Raw genomic sequence first — 18,964 nt, 5'->3', positions numbered from 1 at the left:
CGCAGACACGAAGGGCGCCCTCGGGCGCCCTTTTTCGTGGCGCTGGCGCCGCCTCAGGCGGCCGGCAGGCGCCCGTACAGGCGGCTGAACTCCAGCAGCCGGCGCCCGTGCCAGGGCTGCACGTCGTGCCACTGGAAGCGCCAGCGCCAGCAGCCTTCCTGGGCGCCGGGGCGGTTCATGCGGTGTTCACTGCCCAGGCCGAGCACGTCCTGCATCGGGTGGATCGCGGTGTCGGCGACGCTCATGCTGGCGGCGCGGATCAGCGTCCACGGCATGTCGTGGCCGTCGACGCCGCAGTAGCCGCGCGCGAAGTGGCGCTCGGCGTCCGAGGCGCCGGCCCACCAGCCGGCGACGGTGTCGTTGTCGTGCGTGCCGGTGTAGACCACGGCGTCGTGTTCGTGGTGGTGCGGCAGGTAGCGGTTGCCGGCGTCGCCGCCGAACGCGAACTGCAGGATCAGCATGCCGGGCAGCTCGAAGCGCCGGCGCAGCGCCTCGACGTCGGGCGTGATCACGCCCAGGTCCTCGGCCAGCAGCGGCAGCGTGCCCAGCGCCTGCTGCACGGCCTCGAACAGCGCCGCGCCGGGCCCCGGCACCCAGCGGCCGTTGACCGCCGTCGGCTCCGCGGCCGGGATCTCCCAGTGCGCCGCGAAACCGCGGAAGTGGTCGATGCGCACGATGTCGACGAGCTCGAGCGTTCGCCGCAGGCGCTCGATCCACCACGCGTAGCCTTCGGCGGCGTGCGCGCTCCAGCGGTACAGCGGGTTGCCCCAGCGCTGGCCGGTGGCGCTGAAGAAGTCCGGCGGCACGCCGGCGACGACGGTCGGCCGGCCTTCGGCGTCGAGCTCGAAGAGCTCGGGCCGGGCCCAGACGTCGGCGCTGTGGTGGGCGATGAAGATCGGCGCGTCGCCGACGATCTTCACGCCCTTGCGCGCGGCGTACGCGCGCAGCTGCGCCCACTGGCGGAAGAAGCTCCACTGGCAGAAGCGCCAGAAGCCGATGCGCTCGGCATGCGTGCGCCGTGCGGCAGACAGCGCGCCGGGGCGGCGCAGCGCCAGGCCCGGGGCCCAGTCGCACCAGTCGGCGCCCTGGTGCGCCTCGCTCAGCGCCATGAACAGCGCGTAGTCGTCGAGCCAGGCGCGCTGCGACTCGCAGAAGGCGTCGAAGGCTTCGCGCTGCTCGTCGCCGGCCGCCGCGGCGAAACGCCCCGCGGCGCGTGCCAGCCGCTCCATGCGGAAGGCCCCGACGCGGCCGTAGTCGACGTGGGTCGCGAACAGGCCGGAGGTCGCCTCGATGTCGGCGGCATCCAGCCAGCCCTGGGTGTGCAGCTCGCCCAGGTCGATCAGCAGCACGTTGCCGGCGAAGGCCGACGGGCTCATGTACGGCGAGTCGCCGGGGCCGATGCCGCCCAGCGGCAGCACCTGCCACAACTGCTGGCCGGCACCCGCGAGCCAGTCGACGAAGTGATAGGCCGCCGGCCCCAGGTCGCCCGAGCCGTGCGGGCCGGGCAGCGACGTGGGGTGCAGGAGGATGCCGCTGGATCGGGGCAGGCGCATGGTGTCCTCCGCGTCAGGTGGCCGCGGCGTTGCGCAGCAGCACGAGGCTGCGTGCGCGCAGCGGGAAGTCGACGTCGCCGCCGCGCCAGTGGCTGCGGCCGTCGGCCTCGGCGGTGTCGAGCTCGGCGTGCCAGTCGCCCGGCGGGAGCCGGAAACCGGTGTCGGCGTCGACGGCGTTGACCAGCAGCAGCAGCGGCGAGTCGGTGCGCCCGGGCGCACCGATGTAGGCGCCGAGCACACGCGAGACGCGGTCGTTCCAGTCGGCCAGCGACATCACCTGGCCGTCGCGGCGCAGCCAGCTGAGGTCGTGGCGGCCGCGCATGTCCTGCAGCCCGGTGTACCAGCGCTGGGCCAGCGGCAGGTAGCGCCGCCTGAGCGCGATGACGTGGGCGGTGAAGGCGATCAGCGACTCGTCGGCGCGGCTCCAGTCGATCCAGGTGGTCTCGTTGTCCTGGCAGTAGGGGTTGTTGTTGCCGTGCTGGGTGTGGCCGAGCTCGTCGCCGGCGGCGAGCATCGGCGTGCCCTGCGACAGCAGCGCCGTGGCCAGCAGCGCGCGCTGCAGCCGCTGGCGCAGGCGCAGCACGTCGGGGTCGTCGGTCGGGCCCTCGACGCCGCAGTTCCAGCTGAGGTTGTGGCCGTGGCCGTCGCGGTTGCCCTCGAGGTTGGCCTCGTTGTGGCGGAAGTCGTAGGACACCAGGTCGGCGAGCGTGAAGCCGTCGTGCGAGACGACGTAGTTCACCGACTCGGCGGGCGGCCGCCGCCGCGCCTGGAAGATGTCCGACGAGCCGGCCAGGCGCAGCGCGAGTTCGCCGCGCGTGCAGTCGCCGCCGAGCCAGAAGGCGCGTGTGCAGTCGCGGAAGCGGTCGTTCCACTCCAGCCAGTCGCTCGGGAAGTGGCCGAGCTGGTAGCCGCCCGGGCCGATGTCCCAGGGCTCGGCGATCAGCTTGGCGCCGGCGAGCACCGGGTCCTGGGCCAGTGTCTTGAAGAAGGCGCCCGAGGCCTCGAAACCCCAGTCGCCGCGCGCCAGCACCGGCGCGAGGTCGAAGCGGAAGCCGTCGACATGCATCTCCTGCACCCAGTAGCGCAGGCTGTCGAGCACCATCTGCAGCACGCGCGGGTGGCGCAGGTCCAGTGCGTTGCCGGTGCCGGTGATGTTCTCGTAGGCCGAGCGTTGCTCGGCCGGCAACCGGTACCAGCTGGCGTTGTCCAGCCCGCGCCAGCTGATCGTCGGGCCGCGTTCGTCGCTCTCGGCGGTGTGGTTGAAGACGACGTCGAGGATGACCTCGATGCCCGCGGCGTGCAGCCGCCGCACCATCGTGCGGAACTCGTCGCGCGGGTGGCCAGTGGCGGCATAACGCGGCTCGGGGCAGAAGAAGCCGACGGTGTTGTAGCCCCAGTAGTTGCTGAGCCCGCCGGCGACCAGCCGCTGCTCGTCCAGGTGCTGGTGCACCGGCAGCAGCTCGACCGCGGTGACGCCCAGCCGGCGCAGGTGGCTGATCGCCGCGTCCGAGGCCAGCCCGGCGTAGCTGCCGCGCACCGCCTCGGGCACGCCGGGCATGCGCCGCGTGAAGCCCTTGACGTGCAGCTCGTAGATCACGGTGTCGGCCAGCGGCGTGCGCGGGTGGCGGTCGCCGTGCCAGTCATAGTGGTCGTGCACGACACGCGCCTTCAGCGCCTGGCGCGCGTTGTCCTGCAGGTCCAGGTCGGCCGGGTGCTCGAGGTCGTTGGCGAAGTGCGGGCCGCTCCAGTCGAAGCGGCCGACGATCTCGCGCGCCCAGGGGTCCAGCAGCACCTTGTGCGGGTTGAAGCGGTGGCCGCGTTCGGGGCGCCAGGGGCCGTGCACACGCAGGCCGTAGATCAGCCCCGGCTTGGCGCCCGGCAGGTAGCCGTGCCAGATGTCGCTGCTTTGCGCCGGCAGCGCCGCGCGTGCGATCTCGTGCGCCCCCTCGGCGTCGAACAGGCACAGCTCGACGGCGCTGGCGTGCGCCGAGAAGACGGCGAAGTTGACACCCTGGCCGTCCCAGCTCGCGCCCAGCGGCCACGAGCGGCCGGCCTGGAGCATGCCGGTCAGGCGGTCCATTCGAAGAACACCGTGGCCAGCGGCGGGATCGTCACCACGATGGACTGGTCGCGGCCCTGCCACGGCTGCGGCTCGCTGGCCGCGGCGCCGAACGGCGTGCCGACGTTGCCGCCGCCGTAGTAGCCGGAGTCGGTGTTCAGCCGTTCGACCCAGCGCCCGGCGGCCGGCACGCCGACGCGGTAGGCGTGGCGCACGACCGGCGTGAAGTTGCTGACGACCAGCATCAGCTGGCCGTCGCGGCCGCGGCGCACGAAGCTCAGCAGGCTCTCGTCGGCGGCGTCGTGGCAGATCCACTCGAAGCCGTCGCCGCTGAAGTCGCGCGTGTACAGCGCCGGGCTGCCGCGGTAGAGGCGGTTGAGGTCGCGCACCAGGCGCTGCGTGCCGGCGTGGTGGTCGTCGGCCAGCAGGTGCCAGTCCAGGCTCTGGTCGTGGTTCCACTCGGCCTGCTGGGCGAACTCGCCGCCCATGAACAGCAGCTTCTTGCCCGGGTGGCCCCACATGAAACCGTAGTAGGCGCGCAGGTTGGCGAACTTCTGCCAGCGGTCGCCCGGCATCTTGCCCAGCAGCGAGCCCTTGCCGTGCACGACCTCGTCGTGCGAGAGCGGCAGGATGAAGTTCTCGTGGAAGGCGTAGACCAGGCCGAAGGTCATCTCGCCGTGGTGGAAGCGGCGGTGCACCGGCTCGCGCGACATGTACTGCAGCGTGTCGTGCATCCAGCCCATGTTCCACTTGTAGTGGAAGCCCAGGCCGCCGGCGTAGGTCGGCCGCGAGACGGCCGGGAAGGCGGTCGACTCCTCGGCGATCGTCACCGCCTGCGCGCGCTCGTTGCCGATGACCTCGTTGGTGCGCCTGACGAAGGCGATGGCCTCGAGGTTCTCGCGCCCGCCGTGCACGTTGGGAATCCACTCGCCGGCCTTGCGGCTGTAGTCGCGGTAGAGCATCGAGGCCACCGCGTCGACACGCAGGCCGTCGACGCCGTAGCGCTCCAGCCAGTACAGGGCGCTGCCGACGAGGAAGTTGCGCACCTCGGTGCGGCCGTAGTTGTAGATCAGCGAGTTCCAGTCGTTGTGGAAGCCTTCGCGCGGGTCGGCGTACTCGTAGAGGTGGGTGCCGTCGAACTGCGCCAGGCCGTGGGAGTCGCCGGGGAAGTGCGCCGGCACCCAGTCCAGCAGCACGCCGATGCCGGCCTCGTGGGCGCGATCGACGAAGCGGCGGAAGCCCGCGGCGTCGCCGAAGCGCGAGGTCGGCGCGTACATCCCGAGCGGCTGGTAGCCCCAGGAGCCGTCGAACGGGTGTTCGCTGATCGGCAGCAGTTCCAGGTGCGTGAAGCCCATGTCCTGGGCGTAGGCGATCAGCTCGTCGGCGAGCTCGTCCCAGTTCAGCCAGCGGTTGCCGTCCTCGGGCCGGCGCCGCCAGCTGCCCAGATGGACCTCGTAGATCGACAGCGGCGCGTCGAGTGCGTTGGCGTGCTGGCGCTGCGACGACGGCGCGACCGGCAGCGGCATGGGGGACACGACGCTGGCCGTCGCCGGGCGCAGCTCGGACTGGCGTGCGTACGGGTCGGCCTTCTGCGGCAGCCGCTCGCCCGAGCGCGACACGATCTCGAACTTGTAGCGTGCGCCGGCGCCGACGCCGGGCAGGAACAGCTCCCAGACGCCGCACTCGCGCCGCAGCCGCATCGGGTGGCGGCGGCCGTCCCAGAAGTTGAAGTCGCCGACGACCGAGACGCGCTCGGCGTTGGGCGCCCAGACCGCGAACGCGGTGCCGTCGACACCGTCGAAGGTGCGCGGCGTCGCGCCCAGCACCTCGAAGGGCCGCAGGTGCGAGCCTTCGCCGAGCAGCCAGACGTCCATCTCGCCGAGCACGGCGCCGAAGCGGTACGGGTCCTCGATGACCGCGGTGCTGCCGTCATGCCAGGTCACGCCCAGGCGGTAGTGGCCGCCGTTGCGCAGCTTGCCTTCAAAGAAGCCGTCGGGGTGGCGCAGCGCGAGCTTGCCGCGTTTGCCGCCCTTGACGCCCAGCGCCTCGACCGCCGCCGCACCCGGCAGGAAGGCCCGGACCCAGGTCGTTCCGGTCTCGTCGGCATGCGGCCCGAGCACCGAGAACGGATCGCCGTGGCGCCCGCTGCAGACCAGATCGACGACATGGGGCTCGAGCATCAAGACGCTTTCTCCTCGGACGGGCGGGGCAGCGGGGCGATCATCGCGCCCCTCGGTGACGGTCTATCGGTCGGTCGGCAGCTTCCAGACCTCCCGGGCGTATTCGGCGATCGTACGGTCAGACGAGAACGTGCCCATCCCGGCGACGTTGGCGATCGCCTTGCGCGCCCAGGCATCGCGGTCGCGGTACAGCGTGTCGACCCGTGCCTGCGCCTCGCAGTAGGCGTCGAAGTCGGCGAGCAGCAGGTAGTGGTCGCCGCCCCACAGCAGCGAGTCGACGAGGCCGCGGTAGCGCGCCGGCTCGTCGGGCGAGAAGGCGCCGCCGGCGATCGCGTCGAGCACCGCCTTGAGCTTCGGGTTGCCCTCGTAGATGCGCAGCGGCTGGTAGCCGGCGGCGCGCGTGGCCTCGACCTCGGGCGTCTTCAGGCCGAAGATGAAGATGTTGTCGTCGCCGACGTTCTCGCGGATCTCGATGTTGGCGCCGTCGTCGGTGCCGACGGTCAGCGCGCCGTTCATCGCCAGCTTCATGTTGCCGGTGCCCGAGGCCTCGGTGCCGGCGGTGGAGATCTGCTCGGAGACGTCGGCGCCGGGCATGATGACCTCGGCCACCGAGACGCCGTAGTTCGGCACGAACACCACCTTCAGCCGCCCGCGCAGCCGCGGGTCGTGGTTGACGACCGCGCCGACGTCGTTGATCAGCCGGATGATGTTCTTGGCCATCGCGTAGCTCGACGCCGCCTTGCCGGCGAAGATCGCCGTGCGCGGCACCCAGTCGCGGTCGGGGTCGGCCAGCATCGCCTGGTAGCGCGCGACGATCTGCAGCACGTTGAGCAGCTGGCGCTTGTACTCGTGGATGCGCTTGACCTGCACGTCGAACAGGCTGTCCGGGTCGACGACGATGCGCGTGGCGGTGCGGATGTGGTCGGCCAGGCGGACCTTGTTGGCGCGCTTGACGGCCAGGAACTCCTGGCGGAAGGCCTTGTCCTCGGCGTGCGGCGCCAGCTTGGCCAACTGCTCCAGGTGCAGCCGCCAGCCGTCGCCGATCGTGCGGTCCAGCAGCCCGGCCAGCCCCGGGTTGGCCTGCGCCAGCCAGCGCCGCGGCGTCACGCCGTTGGTGATGTTGATGAAACGTTCGGGCCAGAGCCGCGCGAAGTCGGCGAAGATGGTCTCGACCAGCAGCTTCGAGTGCAGCGCCGAGACGCCGTTGACCTTGTGGCTGCCGACCACCGCCAGGTGGGCCATGCGCACGCGGCGTTCGCCGCCCTCGTCGATCAGCGACAGGCGGCGCAGGAAGGCGTCGTCGCCGGGGCGCGCCTCGGCCGCCATCACGAGGAAGTCGTGGTTGATGCGGAAGATGATCTCGAGGTGGCGCGGCAGCACGTGCTGGATCAGCGACACCGGCCAGGTCTCCAGCGCCTCGGGCATCAGCGTGTGGTTGGTGTAGCTGAAGACCTGCTGCGTGATCGCCCAGGCCTCGGCCCAGGCCATGCGCTGTTCGTCGACGAGCAGGCGCATCAGCTCGGCCACGCCGATCGCCGGGTGGGTGTCGTTGAGGTGGATCGCGACCTGCTCGGCGAGGTTGTCCAGCCGGCCGTGTTCGGCGAGGTGGCGGGCGACGATGTCCTGGATCGACGCGCTGGTGAAGAAGTACTCCTGGCGCAGGCGCAGCTCGCGGCCGGCCGGCGTGCTGTCGTTCGGGTAGAGCACCCAGGAGATGTTCTCGAACTGGTTCTTGTACTCGGCGGCGCGCTGGTAGTCGCCGCTGTTGAAGGCGTGCAGGTCGATCTGCGCCGGCGCCACGGCCTTCCACAGCCTGAGCGTGCTGACGCGATCGGTGCCGTGGCCGGGGATCACCATGTCGTAGGCCTTGGCGCTGACCTGGCCGGCGTGGCGCCACACCGGTGCCGCGGCCGGCGACTCGGGGTGCTCGACCCAGCCGCCGAAACGCACCGGGTAGGCCACCGCCTGGCGCGGGAACTCCCACGGCGTGCCGTCCTCGACCCAGGGGTCCGGGTGCTCGACCTGACGCCCGCCGGCGATGGCCTGGGCGAACATGCCGTATTCGTAGCGGATGCCGTAGCCGAAGGAGGGCAGGCCCAGCGTGGCCATCGAGTCCAGGAAACACGCCGCCAGCCGGCCGAGGCCGCCGTTGCCGAGCGCGGCGTCGAGTTCGGTCGCGGCCACGTCCTCGAACGACGCGGCGTGCTGGCGCGCCGCGGCGGCGGCCTCGCCTTCCATGCCGAGCGCGGCCAGCGCGTTGCCCAGCGTGCGCCCGATCAGGAACTCCATGGACAGGTAGCAGACGCGGCGGGCACGCGCTTTGCGATCGGTCGCATCGGAGGCGACCCAGCGGCGGGACAATGCTTCACGAGCCACCTGCGCGACCGCATGCATGATGTCGGAGTGCGAGGCATCGGCCGGCGTGACGCCGACGGTCGAAAGCAGGTGGCGATCGACCTGGGCTCCGAAACGGTCCGGGGCGGTCGGGGCGGCAGTCGAGGTATTCATGGCGGTCTGCAGCGGTTGGGCGAACACGGGGCCGATGGTGGGCACCGATGCACGCGCCGTGCCGTGCGCGCCCCGCGTGCGGGGGGCGCGTCGGTCACGACGCCTCTTGCCGATCTCTTCATGTAGTAAAACTACAGAAAATGGCGGCCTGCTTTCGGTGTCCGACAACGATTCTAGCCACGCCCAGGCGCCGAAACGTCGGTCCGACAGGGCCTTGGCCGCCTGCGCTCTTCCTCTCCACAAGATCCGGCCCGGTGCTGCGTTGGCCACGTGCCGCCGTCCGTCGCATCCCCATTCTGTAATTCCGTTGCTTCAACCGTACGTTCTACCGGCCAGGAGACAGCCATGAAACCGATCGATCCCGCCTCCAGCTTCGACCTTCCGCGACGTTCGATCGCGCTGGTCCTTGCCGGGGGGCGCGGCAGCCGCCTGAAGAACCTCACCGACAACCGCGCCAAACCCGCGGTGTACTTCGGCGGCAAGTTCCGGATCGTCGACTTCGCGCTGTCCAACTGCCTGAACTCGGGCATCCGCCGCATCGGCGTCATCACCCAGTACAAGAGCCACAGCCTGCTGCGCCACCTGCAGCGCGGCTGGGCCTTCCTGAAGTCCGAGATGAACGAGTTCGTCGACCTGCTGCCGGCGCAGCAGCGGGTCGACGAGGAGAGCTGGTACCGCGGCACCGCCGACGCCGTCTACCAGAACCAGGACATCCTGGCGGCCTACAAGGCGGACTACGTCGTGGTGCTGGCCGGCGACCACGTCTACAAGCAGAACTACGCGCTGATGCTGGCCGACCACGTCGCCCAGGGCCGCGAGTGCACCGTCGGCTGCATCGAGGTGCCGCGCATGGAGGCGGTGGGCTTCGGCGTCATGCACGTCGACGACAACCGGCGCATCCTGGACTTCGTCGAGAAGCCGGCCGATCCGCCGCCGATGCCGGGCAAGCCCGACAAGGCGCTGGCCAGCATGGGCATCTACGTCTTCAACGCGCGCTTCCTGTACCGCGAGCTCGAGCGCGACATGGCCGACCCGAACTCGAGCCACGACTTCGGCAAGGACATCATCCCCAAGATGGTGCGCGCCGGCGTCGCCGTGGCGCACCCGTTCGAGCTGAGCTGCGTCGGCACGCGTGCCGGCACCGGCCCGTACTGGCGCGACGTCGGCACGATCGACGCCTACTGGGACGCCAACATCGACCTCACGGCCACCGACCCGCTGCTCAACCTGTACGACACCAACTGGCCGATCTGGACCTACCAGCCGCAGCTGCCGCCGGCGAAGTTCGTGCACAACCAGGACGACCGGCGCGGGCTGGCGATCGAGTCGATGGTCTCCGGCGGCTGCATCGTCTCCGGTGCGGTCTACCGCTCGGTGCTGTTCTCGCAGGTGCGTGTGCACTCGTATGCCGCGGTCAACTGGGCGGTGCTGCTGCCCGGCGTGCAGATCGGGCGCCATGCGCGCGTCACGCGTGTCGTCGTCGACCGCGACTGCGTGATCCCCGACGGCATGGTCATCGGCGAGGACCCGGCCGCCGACGCGGCGCGTTTCTACCGTACCGAATCCGGCATCGTGCTCGTCACGCGGGAGATGCTGCGCGCGCTGCAATGACGACCCCCGCGATGAAGGTGCTGCACGTCGCAGCCGAGGTGTTCCCGCTGGTCAAGACCGGCGGGCTGGCCGACGTGGTGGCCGCGCTGCCGGTGGCCCAGGCGCAGCAGGGCGCGGACGTGCGCCTGCTGCTGCCGGGCCTGCCGGCGATCCTGGACCAGGTCAGCGGCCTGCGCTGCGTCATCGACATCGGCGCCTGCTTCGGCGCGCTGCGTGTGCGCCTGCTGCGCGCGCGGCTGCCCGGCGACGGGCTGGTGGTCTATGTCGTCGAGGCGCCTTACCTCTACAAGCGCGGCGGCAATCCGTACCAGAACGCGCACGGCGAGGAGTGGCCCGACAACCTGCAGCGTTTCGCGCTGCTGGGCTGGATCGCCGCCCACCTGGCCGCCGGCGACGCCGACCCGGACTGGGCGCCCGACGTCGTGCACGCCCACGACTGGCACGCCGCGATGAGCTGCGCCTACATCGCCGACCACGCGGCGACGCCGGCGGCCTCGGTCTACACCGTGCACAACCTGGCCTACCAGGGCCTGTTCCCGATGCACGACTGGGCGACGCTGGGGCTGGCCTCGCGGCTGATGTCGCCGGCCGGCCTGGAGTACCACGGCCAGCTCAGCTTCATGAAGGCCGGGCTGAAGTTCTCCGACCGCGTGACCACGGTCAGCCCGAGCTACGCCCGCGAGATCTCGACGATCGAGTTCGGCTGCGGCCTGGACGGCGTCGTGCGCTCGCGTGCGGCGCACGTGCGCGGCATCCTCAACGGCATCGACACCGCGGTCTGGAACCCGGCCACCGACCCGGCGATCGCCGCCGTCTACGACGCCGCGCGCCCCGATGGCAAGGCCGCCTGCCGGCGCGCGCTGCAGGCCGAGGCCGGGCTGGACCTCGACGACGCCGCGCTCGTCGTCGCCATCGTCTCGCGCCTGACCTCGCAGAAGGGGCTGGACCTGGTGCTCGCGGCACTGCCCGAGCTGCTCGCCCAGGGCGTGCAGTTCGCGATCCAGGGCACCGGCGACGCGGCGCTGGAGTCGGCTTTCCGCGCCGCGCAGGACCAGTCCCCGGGCCGGGTGCAGGTCTTCACCGGCTACGACGAGGCGCGGGCGCACCGGCTGATCGCCGGCGCCGACGCGATCGCCGTGCCGTCGCGCTTCGAACCCTGCGGGCTGACCCAGCTCTACGGCCTGCGCTACGGCACGCTGCCGATCGTGCGCCGCGTCGGCGGGCTGGCCGACACGGTGGTCGACGCCAGCGCCGCGGCTGTGGCCGAGGACCGCGCCACCGGCTTCGTCTTCGACGCGCCCAGCCCGCAGGCTTTCGCCCAGGCGGTGCAGCGGGCGCTGGAGGCGCGGCGCCAGCCGGTGCTGTGGGCGCGGCTGCGTGATCGTGCGATGGCCCAGCAGCATTCCTGGGAAGGGCCGGCGCGCGAGTACCTCGCGTTGTACGACGAGGCCCTGGCGCCGCTGCGCGCCGACGGCCGGGCGCGCTGAGCGGCGCGCTCAGGGTCCCGGGTCCGGCCAGCCCAGCAGTTCGGCCAGCCGGCGCACGACCCACCCGGCCTCGGCCGGTGCCAGGCCGGTGTCCTCGGCGCCGGCGACGGCGCGCATGCGCTCGAGCACGTCGGCCTCGGTGATGCCCAGCGCCAGCGGCAGCGTGCGTGCCGGCTCGGCCAGCATCTGGGCCATGTCCTCGCAGAGCTCGTGGCGGTCGGCGATCTCGCGCAGCGGCCGGTCCGCCCGCGTGCGGCCCTCCGGCAGGTACAGCGCGACGAAGGACGGGGGAAGGGCGAAGGAGTCGTTCACTCGGGGGAGGGGTGGCGGGTTCGGGATGGGCCTGAGCCGCCCGCGGCGGCGTCCCTGCCTATGATGGGCCGCACACGCCGCCCATGTCGAGCGATCATGCCCACGCCGCATCACCCGACGCCTCCCCGGCCGCCGGGCAGGTGCTGCCGCTGCGTGTCTTCCTGCGCCGCCTGATCTGGCTGTGCGTCGGGCCGATGCTGCTGCTCGGCGCGGCGATCGCGTTCTACCGCGTGCAGTCCAGCCTCGAGCAGCGCCAGCAGGCGGCCGAACGCATCGTCGCCCGCCTGACGCTGCTGGCCGACCAGATGCTCGAGTCGCGCCTGGCCGGGCTGATGATGCTGGCGCAGGGTGTCGATCCGTCGGCGTCTCTGGACGAGATGCGCCGCCTGGGCGAGAGCTACGCGCGCGGCTACGGCAGCCACGTGCTGCTCGTCGACGCCGACGGCCGGGTGGCGATGAACAGCCGCCTGCCGCAGGACGTCGAGCAGCCGCCGCTGCCGCGGCCGGCGGCGCTGGACGCGGCGCAGGCCGCGCTGCGCGAGGGTCGCCCGGTGGTCGGCAACCTGTTCGTGGGGCCCATCGCCGGGGTGCCGATCGTCAGCGTGGCGGTGCCGCTGCCGCCCGAGCCGGGGCGCAGTCCGCGCCTGCTGCTGAGCACCATCGAGGCGAGCCAGTTCCAGCCCTTGCTCGAACGCCTGCTGCTGCCGCCGGGCTGGTCGCTGGAGCTGCGCGACGCCGCCGGCCAGGCCGTCGCCCGGCGCGGCGAGCCGATCGTCGGCGAAGACGGCCGGCTGCGCAGCGCCGCGCTCGAGCGGGCCTCGTGGACGGCGGTGGTGCGCATCCCGCCGCAGGTGCTGCACGACGCGGTGGCTGCCGAGGCGCTGCCGCTGGTCGCGGGTGTGCTCGGTGCGACGCTGATCGGCGTGCTCGGCGGCACCATCGCCGGGCGCCGGCTCGGCCGCGACGTCGCCTCGCTGGCCGCGCCGGCCGGCACGCCCGAAGCGCAGAGTGGTGTCGCCGAGATCGCCGCCGTGCGTCGCCAGCTCGACGACGCCGCGCAGCGCCGCCGCCTGTCCGAGGACGCGCTGCGCCGCAGCCAGCTGCAGACCCAGCTGTCGATGGACGAGGCGGTGTCGGCTCGCGCCCGTGCCGAGGCCGCCGCCGCCAGCCTGCGCGAGCTCTCGCTGGCCGTCGAGCAGACCTCCAGCAGCATCGTCATCACCGACCCGGAGGCGCGCATCCAGTACGTCAACCAGGCCTTTCTCGACCAGACCGGCTACTCGCGCGAGGAGATCCTGGGCAGCACGCCCGAGCGCCTGCGCTCGGCGCGCACGCCGGCCGACACGGTGGCCTCGCTGTGGCGCACGCTGCAGGCCGGCGAGACCTGGCGCGGCGAGTTCGTCAACCGGCGCAAGGACGGCAGCGAGTACGTCGAGTCGGCCGTCGTCACGCCGCTGCGCTCGCCCGAGGGGCGCGTCACGCACTTCGTTGCCGTCAGCGAGGACATCACCGAGCGGCGGCGGCTGGAGCGCGAACTCGACGGCCACCGCCACCACCTCGAGATGCTGGTGGCCAGCCGCACCGCCGAGCTCGAGGCCGCGCGGGCGCAGGCCGACGCCGCCAGCCAGGCCAAGAGCGCCTTCCTGGCCAACATGAGCCACGAGATCCGCACGCCGCTGAACGCCATCCTCGGCTTCACCCACCTGATGCGCCGCGACGCGCCCGACGCCGTGACCGCCGAGCGCCTGGCGCGTGTGGACGGCGCGGCCCAGCACCTGCTGGCGGTGCTCAACGACATCCTGGACCTGTCCAAGATCGAGGCCGGCCGTCTCGAGCTGCACGAGCACGACTTCTCGCTGCGTGAACTCGTGAGCCGCTGCATCGAGCAGGTGGCCGAGCGCGCGCGCACCAAGGCACTGCGGCTCGAGTCCGATGTCGACGACGTGCCCGACGTGCTGTTCGGCGACTCGATGCGCATCGCGCAGGCGCTGCTCAACCTGCTGAGCAACGCCGTCAAGTTCACCGAGCAGGGCGGCGTGTCGCTGCAGGTGCGGCTGCTCGCGCGCGAGGGCCCGTGGCTGCAGCTCGGCTTCACGGTGGCCGACACCGGCATCGGCATCGAGGCGGCCAAGCTCGGCCAGCTGTTCACCGCCTTCGCCCAGGCCGACGCCACGATGGCGCGGCGCTTCGGCGGCACCGGCCTGGGGCTGGCGATCACGCGCCGGCTGGCGCTGCTGATGGGCGGCGACGTCGCGGTCGACAGCCGCGTCGGCGAGGGCAGCCGCTTCTCGTTCAGCGTGCGGCTGCGCCTCGGCGAGACGGTCGTCGCCACGGCCTGCCCGGCCGTCGACGGCGAGGCCGAACTGCGTCAGCGCCATGCCGGCGCGCGCGTGCTGCTGGCCGAGGACAACCCGGTGAACCAGGAGGTCGGCCGCGAGCTGCTGGAGATGGCCGGCCTGTGCGTCGACGTCGCCGACGACGGCGAGGCGGCGGTGGCCTGCGCTGCGGCCGGCGACTACGCCGCGATCCTGATGGACATGCAGATGCCCGGCGTCGACGGGCTGGAGGCCACGCGCCGCATCCGTGCGCTGCCGGCCCACGCCGCGACGCCGATCGTCGCGATGACGGCCAACGCCTTCGGCGAGGACCGCCAGGCCTGCCTGGACGCCGGCATGGACGACCACGTCGCCAAGCCCGTCGACCCGGCGCAGCTGTACTCGGTGCTGCTGCACTGGCTCGGCCGCCAGGCGGCCGGGCGCGGTTGACCCGTCAGACGGCGGCGGCGAACTCGGGGATGCGCGGCACGACGTCGGCGACCGCACGCGACAGTTCGTCGCGCTCCAGCGGGTCCTGCAGCCGTTCGCGATCGGCGCTCGTCAGCGACTCGTCGTCGCCGCCGAGCAGGGCCAGCGGCACCAGCGCCGGGCCGTAGGCCGGGTCGTCGAACAGCGGTTCCCAGGCCGCGGCGTCCAGGCCGACAGCGGCCAGGAAGCCGATGCACCAGTCTTCGGCGTCGATGATCTCGCCGTCTTCGGTCTCGGCGACGCTGAACACCGGCTGCCAGTCGTCAGGGCGCGTCTTCAGCACGCTCTCGATGGCGTGCAGATGGCGCAGCACGAGGAAGACGACGCGCTTGCGCCGCTTGCCGCTGGCAAACGGTGCGGGCCCGTCGCCGTCGCCGCCCCAGATCACCGGCATCCACTCGCGGGTGTGCAGCCGTGCGAGGCTGCCGGGGCTGACGGCCAGAGCCGTCAGGTAGCCGTCGAGCGCCTCGACGTTCATCGCCTCGTCGGCGGGGAGTTCCTGCAGCAGCGCGTCCAGCTCGTCGAGCTCCTCGTCGGCGAGCGGCGTGGTCTGCAGGGAAGGGTCGTATTCGGGATAGTCCACACTAGGGATTGTCCTATGACGCGGGCGGTTTTTGGCGTTGTCGATCAAGCCGGTCGCCGCCGGACGGCGCACGCGTCGTTCCCGCCCGACGCCCGCGTGCCGGCAAACGGACGTCGGCACGGCAAAACGCGGGCTTCGGCAGCACAATCGCCCGCTTTGCCCGACCCCTGATCCGGAGTGCCCGTGCCGAGCGACATCGACATCGCCCAGAACGCCCGCCTGCAACGCATCACCGACCTGGCCCGCGACCGCCTGGGCATCGCCGACGAGCACCTCGTGCCTTACGGCCACTACAAGGCCAAGCTCTCGCTGGACTACCTGCGCAGCCTGGAGTCGCGTCCCGACGGCAAGCTGGTGCTGGTGACGGCGATCACGCCGACGCCGGCCGGCGAGGGCAAGACGACGACCACCGTCGGCCTCGGCGACGCGCTCAACCGCATCGGCCGCAAGACCATCGTCGCGCTGCGCGAGCCCTCGCTGGGTCCGGTCTTCGGCATGAAGGGCGGGGCCGCCGGCGGCGGCCACGCGCAGGTGGTGCCGATGGAGGACATCAACCTGCACTTCACCGGCGACTTCGCCGCCATCGCGCTGGCCAACAACCTGCTGGCCGCGGCGATCGACAACCACGTGCACCACGGCAATGCGCTGGACATCGACGTGCGCCGCATCGGCTTCAAGCGCGTGATGGACATGAACGACCGCGCGCTGCGCCACATCACCGCCGGCCTCGGCGGCCCGGGCAACGGCGTGCCCCGCGAGGACGGCTTCGACATCGTCGTCGCCAGCGAGGTGATGGCCATCTTCTGCCTGGCGACCTCGCTGGCCGACCTGAAGCAGCGTCTGGGCAACATCGTCGTCGCCGAGACGCGCTCGCGGCTGCCGGTGCGCGCCCGCGATCTGAAGGTGCACGGCGCGATGGCGGTGCTGCTGAAGGACGCCTTCGCGCCCAACCTCGTGCAGACGCTGGAGCACACGCCGGCCATCCTGCACGGCGGCCCGTTCGCCAACATCGCCCACGGCTGCAACTCGGTGCTGGCGACGAGGACGGCCTTGAAGCTCGCCGACGTCGTCGTCACGGAAGCCGGTTTTGGCGCCGACCTGGGCGCCGAGAAGTTCCTCGACATCAAGTGCCGCAAGTCGGGGCTGCGGCCCGACGCGGCGGTCATCGTCGCCACCGTGCGCGCGCTGAAGCACCACGGCGGCGCGGCGCTGGCCGAGCTGGGCCGCGAGGACCTCGGTGCGCTCGAGCGCGGCCTGGACAACCTGCGCCGCCACGTCGACAACGTGCGCGGCGTCTACGGCCTGCCCTGCGTCGTCGCTGTCAACCATTTCAGCGCCGACACCGACGCCGAGCACGCGCTGCTGCGCGAGCGTGTGCGGAGCTGGGGCGTGCCGATCGCGATGGCGCGCCACTGGGCCGAGGGCGGTGCCGGCGCCGAGGACCTGGCGCGCGAGGTCGTGCGCCTGTTCGAGCAGCCGAGCACGCCGCGTTTCGTCTACGACGACGACGACACGCTGTGGGAGAAGCTGCGCAAGGTCGCGACACGCGTCTACGGCGCCGCCGGCGTCGAGGCGCCGGCGGCGGTGCGCGCGCGCATCGAGCACCTGCAGGCCGAGGGTTACGGCCGCTGGCCGATCTGCATCGCCAAGACGCAGTACAGCTTCTCCACCGACGCCAAGCGCCGCGGCGCGCCCGAGGGCCACGTGCTCGACGTGCGCGAGGTGCGCCTGGCCGCCGGCGCCGAGTTCATCGTCATGGTCTGCGGCGACGTGATGACCATGCCCGGCCTGCCCAAGGCACCCGCTGCCGAGGTGATCGACCTCACGGAGGACGGGCGCGTCGTCGGTTTATTCTGACCGTCGCCGCGCCATGTCCAACGCCGAACGCCTCTACAAGATCGAGCGCCTGATCCGCCAGCGCGGGCACGTCGCCTTCCAGACGCTGCTCGACGAGCTGGAGGTCTCGCGCGCCACGCTCAAGCGCGACCTGGAGTACCTGCGCAGCCGCCTGGGCGCGCCCATCGTCTACGACCGCGAGCTCAACGGCTACCGGCTCGACGAAGGCGCGCGCGGCACGCGCCACGAGCTGCCCGGCCTGTGGTTCGACGAGCGCGAGCTGTACTCGCTGCTCGCCGCGCACCAGCTGCTGGCCAGCCTGGACGACGACGGCACGCTGGCGCGCCATCTGCAGCCGCTGCTCGAACGCGTGCGCGAGATGATCGGCGGCGCCGAGGACAAGACGCTGATGCAGCGCGTGAGGATCGTCGCCGCGGCGCGCCGTGCGGTGCCGGCGCGCCATTTCGAACGTGTCGCCGAGGCGCTGCTGGAACGCCGCCGGCTGCACCTGCGTTACCTGACCCGCACGCGTGGCGAGCTCGGCGAACGCGAGGTCTCGCCGCAGCGCCTGGTGCACTACCGCAACACCTGGTATCTGGACGCCTGGTGCCACCGCGCCGACGGGCTGCGCCGTTTTGCGCTCGACGCGATGGAGCAGGCCGCGGTGCTGGAGCGCCCGGCGCTCGAGCTGCCGCTGGCGCGTGTGCAGGCCGAGATGGACGCCGGCTACGGCATCTACGCCGGCGGCACGCGGCGCTGGGCGACGGTGGCCTTCGCCGCGTCCGCGGCGGCCTGGGTGAGCCGCGAGGCCTGGCACCCCGAACAGCAGGGGCGCTGGCTGGACGACGGCCGCTACGAGCTGCAGCTGCCCTACACCGACGACACCGAACTCGTGATGGACCTGATGCGCCACGGCGCCGACGCCGAGGTGCTGTCACCGCCCGAACTGCGCGCCAAGGTCGCCGCGCGGCTGCGTGCCGCGGCCGCGGTCTACGCCGGCGACGCCCCGTCTTCCTCCAGCACCGCCGCGGGCGGCTCGACGACATGAAGGTCTGCATCCTCGGCGCCGGCGCGATCGGCGGCTTCATCGGCACCCGGCTCGCGGCGCGTGGCCAGGCGCAGATCGCGGCCCTCGCGCGCGGCGCGACGCTGGACGCGCTGCGCCGTCACGGCTGGCGGCTGCAGCAGGGCGGCGAACTGATCCAGGCGCCGTGCGCGGCGGCGTCGGCCGACGCCGCCGAACTCGGTGTCCAGGATCTCGTCGTCATCGCCGTCAAGGGCCCGGCGCTGACCCCGGTCGCGCGGGGCATCGCGCCGCTGATCGGCCCGCGCACCGTCGTGCTGCCGGCGATGAACGGCGTGCCGTGGTGGTTCGGCCACGGCGTCGCGGCGCTCGGCCAGGCGCCGCTGGAGTCGGTCGACCCCGGCGGTGTCGTCGGCGCGGCGATCCCGCACGAGGCCGTGCTCGGCTGTGTCGTGCACGCCGCGGCCTTCACCTCGGAGCCCGGCCTCGTCGTGCACAGGATGGGCGCCGGGCTGATCGTCGGCGAGCCGGGCGGCGGCGCCAGTGCGCGCGTCGACACCGTCGCGGCGCTGCTGCGCGACGCCGGCTTCGACGTCACCGCCTCGGCCGACGTGCGCCGCGAGGTCTGGTACAAGCTCTGGGGCAACCTGACGATGAACCCGGTCAGCGCCATCACCGGCGCCACCGCCGACCGTGTGCTCGCCGATCCGCTGGTGCGCGCCTTCTGCTCGCAGGCGATGCAGGAGGCTGCGGCGATCGGCGCGCTCGTCGGCTGCCCGATCGAGCAGACGCCGGAAGACCGGCATGCGATCACCGCCAAGCTCGGCGCCTTCAAGACCTCGATGCTGCAGGACGTCGAAGCCGGCCGGCCGATCGAGCTCGACGCCATCGTCGGCGCGGTGCGTGAACTCGGCCAGCGCCTGGGCCGGCCGACGCCGGCGATCGACGCGCTGTTCGGGCTGACGCGGCTGTTCGCGCGCCAGCGCGGGCTGTACACATGAAAACGC

At 72.2% G+C, this 18,964-nt stretch carries 12 protein-coding genes; 6 read left to right on the top strand and 6 right to left on the bottom strand.

Annotated features, from left to right (window positions below):
• Positions 1-53: 53 nt before the first annotated feature.
• The 4 genes from malQ to LOC65_RS13240 form a co-directional block, all read right to left on the bottom strand.
• A complete protein-coding gene (malQ, locus tag LOC65_RS13255; protein WP_009855976.1) occupies positions 54-1,553 on the bottom strand; it encodes a 4-alpha-glucanotransferase in 1,500 nt (499 codons plus the stop codon).
• A gap of 13 nt (positions 1,554-1,566) precedes the next feature.
• Positions 1,567-3,633 (bottom strand): glycogen debranching protein GlgX, encoded by a 2,067-nt coding sequence (gene glgX, locus LOC65_RS13250; protein WP_009855975.1) that lies wholly within the window; start codon positions 3,631-3,633, stop codon positions 1,567-1,569.
• Complete coding sequence (gene glgB / locus LOC65_RS13245) at positions 3,621-5,792, bottom strand: 1,4-alpha-glucan branching protein GlgB (RefSeq protein WP_230247812.1); 2,172 nt, start codon at positions 5,790-5,792, stop codon at positions 3,621-3,623. Before glgB ends, glgX begins: the two co-directional genes overlap by 13 nt.
• Positions 5,793-5,855: 63 nt before the next feature.
• Complete coding sequence (locus LOC65_RS13240) at positions 5,856-8,300, bottom strand: glycogen/starch/alpha-glucan phosphorylase (RefSeq protein WP_164962260.1); 2,445 nt, start codon at positions 8,298-8,300, stop codon at positions 5,856-5,858.
• Between the two features lie 345 nt (positions 8,301-8,645).
• On the opposite strand from LOC65_RS13240, the gene glgC reads away from it, so the two are divergent.
• Positions 8,646-9,911 carry a glucose-1-phosphate adenylyltransferase gene (gene glgC / locus LOC65_RS13235; protein WP_009855972.1) on the top strand — a complete coding sequence of 422 codons (1,266 nt, stop codon included), beginning with the start codon at positions 8,646-8,648 and terminating at the stop codon, positions 9,909-9,911.
• An 11-nt stretch (positions 9,912-9,922) separates the two neighbouring features.
• Complete coding sequence (gene glgA / locus LOC65_RS13230; protein ID WP_230248294.1) at positions 9,923-11,398, top strand: glycogen synthase GlgA; 1,476 nt, start codon at positions 9,923-9,925, stop codon at positions 11,396-11,398.
• Positions 11,399-11,407: 9 nt separating this feature from the next.
• On the opposite strand, the gene LOC65_RS13225 is transcribed toward glgA, so the two are convergent.
• Positions 11,408-11,710, bottom strand: coding sequence for a hypothetical protein (locus LOC65_RS13225; RefSeq protein WP_009855970.1), 303 nt, complete (start codon positions 11,708-11,710; stop codon positions 11,408-11,410).
• An 83-nt stretch (positions 11,711-11,793) separates the two neighbouring features.
• Between LOC65_RS13225 and LOC65_RS13220 the strand changes: the two genes are divergently transcribed.
• Positions 11,794-14,475, top strand: coding sequence for a response regulator (locus LOC65_RS13220; protein ID WP_164962262.1), 2,682 nt, complete (start codon positions 11,794-11,796; stop codon positions 14,473-14,475).
• Between the two features lie 4 nt (positions 14,476-14,479).
• Here LOC65_RS13220 and LOC65_RS13215 read toward each other — a convergent pair whose 3' ends face one another.
• Positions 14,480-15,097, bottom strand: coding sequence for a UPF0149 family protein (locus tag LOC65_RS13215; RefSeq protein ID WP_009855968.1), 618 nt, complete (start codon positions 15,095-15,097; stop codon positions 14,480-14,482).
• A 183-nt stretch (positions 15,098-15,280) separates the two neighbouring features.
• On the opposite strand from LOC65_RS13215, the gene LOC65_RS13210 reads away from it, so the two are divergent.
• From LOC65_RS13210 to LOC65_RS13200, 3 genes are read left to right on the top strand one after another with little or no spacing between them, the layout of a single operon-like run.
• Positions 15,281-16,954, top strand: coding sequence for a formate--tetrahydrofolate ligase (locus LOC65_RS13210; RefSeq protein WP_230247811.1), 1,674 nt, complete (start codon positions 15,281-15,283; stop codon positions 16,952-16,954).
• A 13-nt stretch (positions 16,955-16,967) separates the two neighbouring features.
• Complete coding sequence (locus LOC65_RS13205; RefSeq protein WP_009855966.1) at positions 16,968-17,981, top strand: YafY family protein; 1,014 nt, start codon at positions 16,968-16,970, stop codon at positions 17,979-17,981.
• Positions 17,978-18,958, top strand: coding sequence for a 2-dehydropantoate 2-reductase (locus LOC65_RS13200; RefSeq protein WP_230247810.1), 981 nt, complete (start codon positions 17,978-17,980; stop codon positions 18,956-18,958). Before LOC65_RS13205 ends, LOC65_RS13200 begins: the two co-directional genes overlap by 4 nt.
• Positions 18,959-18,964: the final 6 nt, after the last annotated feature.

This window comes from Rubrivivax sp. JA1055 (assembly GCF_020966565.1).
GTDB lineage: Bacteria > Pseudomonadota > Gammaproteobacteria > Burkholderiales > Burkholderiaceae_C > Rubrivivax > Rubrivivax benzoatilyticus.
This window is presented reverse-complemented; position numbering and strand designations above follow the sequence as displayed.

What these genes read in the sequence shown, in the direction of transcription:
- malQ (WP_009855976.1), bottom strand. Translation starts at nt 1,553, where the DNA reads ATGCGCCTGCCCCGATCCAGCGGCATCCTCCTGCACCCCACGTCGCTG.
- glgX (WP_009855975.1), bottom strand. Translation starts at nt 3,633, where the DNA reads ATGGACCGCCTGACCGGCATGCTCCAGGCCGGCCGCTCGTGGCCGCTG.
- glgB (WP_230247812.1), bottom strand. Translation starts at nt 5,792, where the DNA reads ATGCTCGAGCCCCATGTCGTCGATCTGGTCTGCAGCGGGCGCCACGGC.
- LOC65_RS13240 (WP_164962260.1), bottom strand. Translation starts at nt 8,300, where the DNA reads ATGAATACCTCGACTGCCGCCCCGACCGCCCCGGACCGTTTCGGAGCC.
- glgC (WP_009855972.1), top strand. Translation starts at nt 8,646, where the DNA reads ATGAAACCGATCGATCCCGCCTCCAGCTTCGACCTTCCGCGACGTTCG.
- glgA (WP_230248294.1), top strand. Translation starts at nt 9,923, where the DNA reads ATGAAGGTGCTGCACGTCGCAGCCGAGGTGTTCCCGCTGGTCAAGACC.
- LOC65_RS13220 (WP_164962262.1), top strand. Translation starts at nt 11,794, where the DNA reads ATGTCGAGCGATCATGCCCACGCCGCATCACCCGACGCCTCCCCGGCC.
- LOC65_RS13205 (WP_009855966.1), top strand. Translation starts at nt 16,968, where the DNA reads ATGTCCAACGCCGAACGCCTCTACAAGATCGAGCGCCTGATCCGCCAG.
- LOC65_RS13200 (WP_230247810.1), top strand. Translation starts at nt 17,978, where the DNA reads ATGAAGGTCTGCATCCTCGGCGCCGGCGCGATCGGCGGCTTCATCGGC.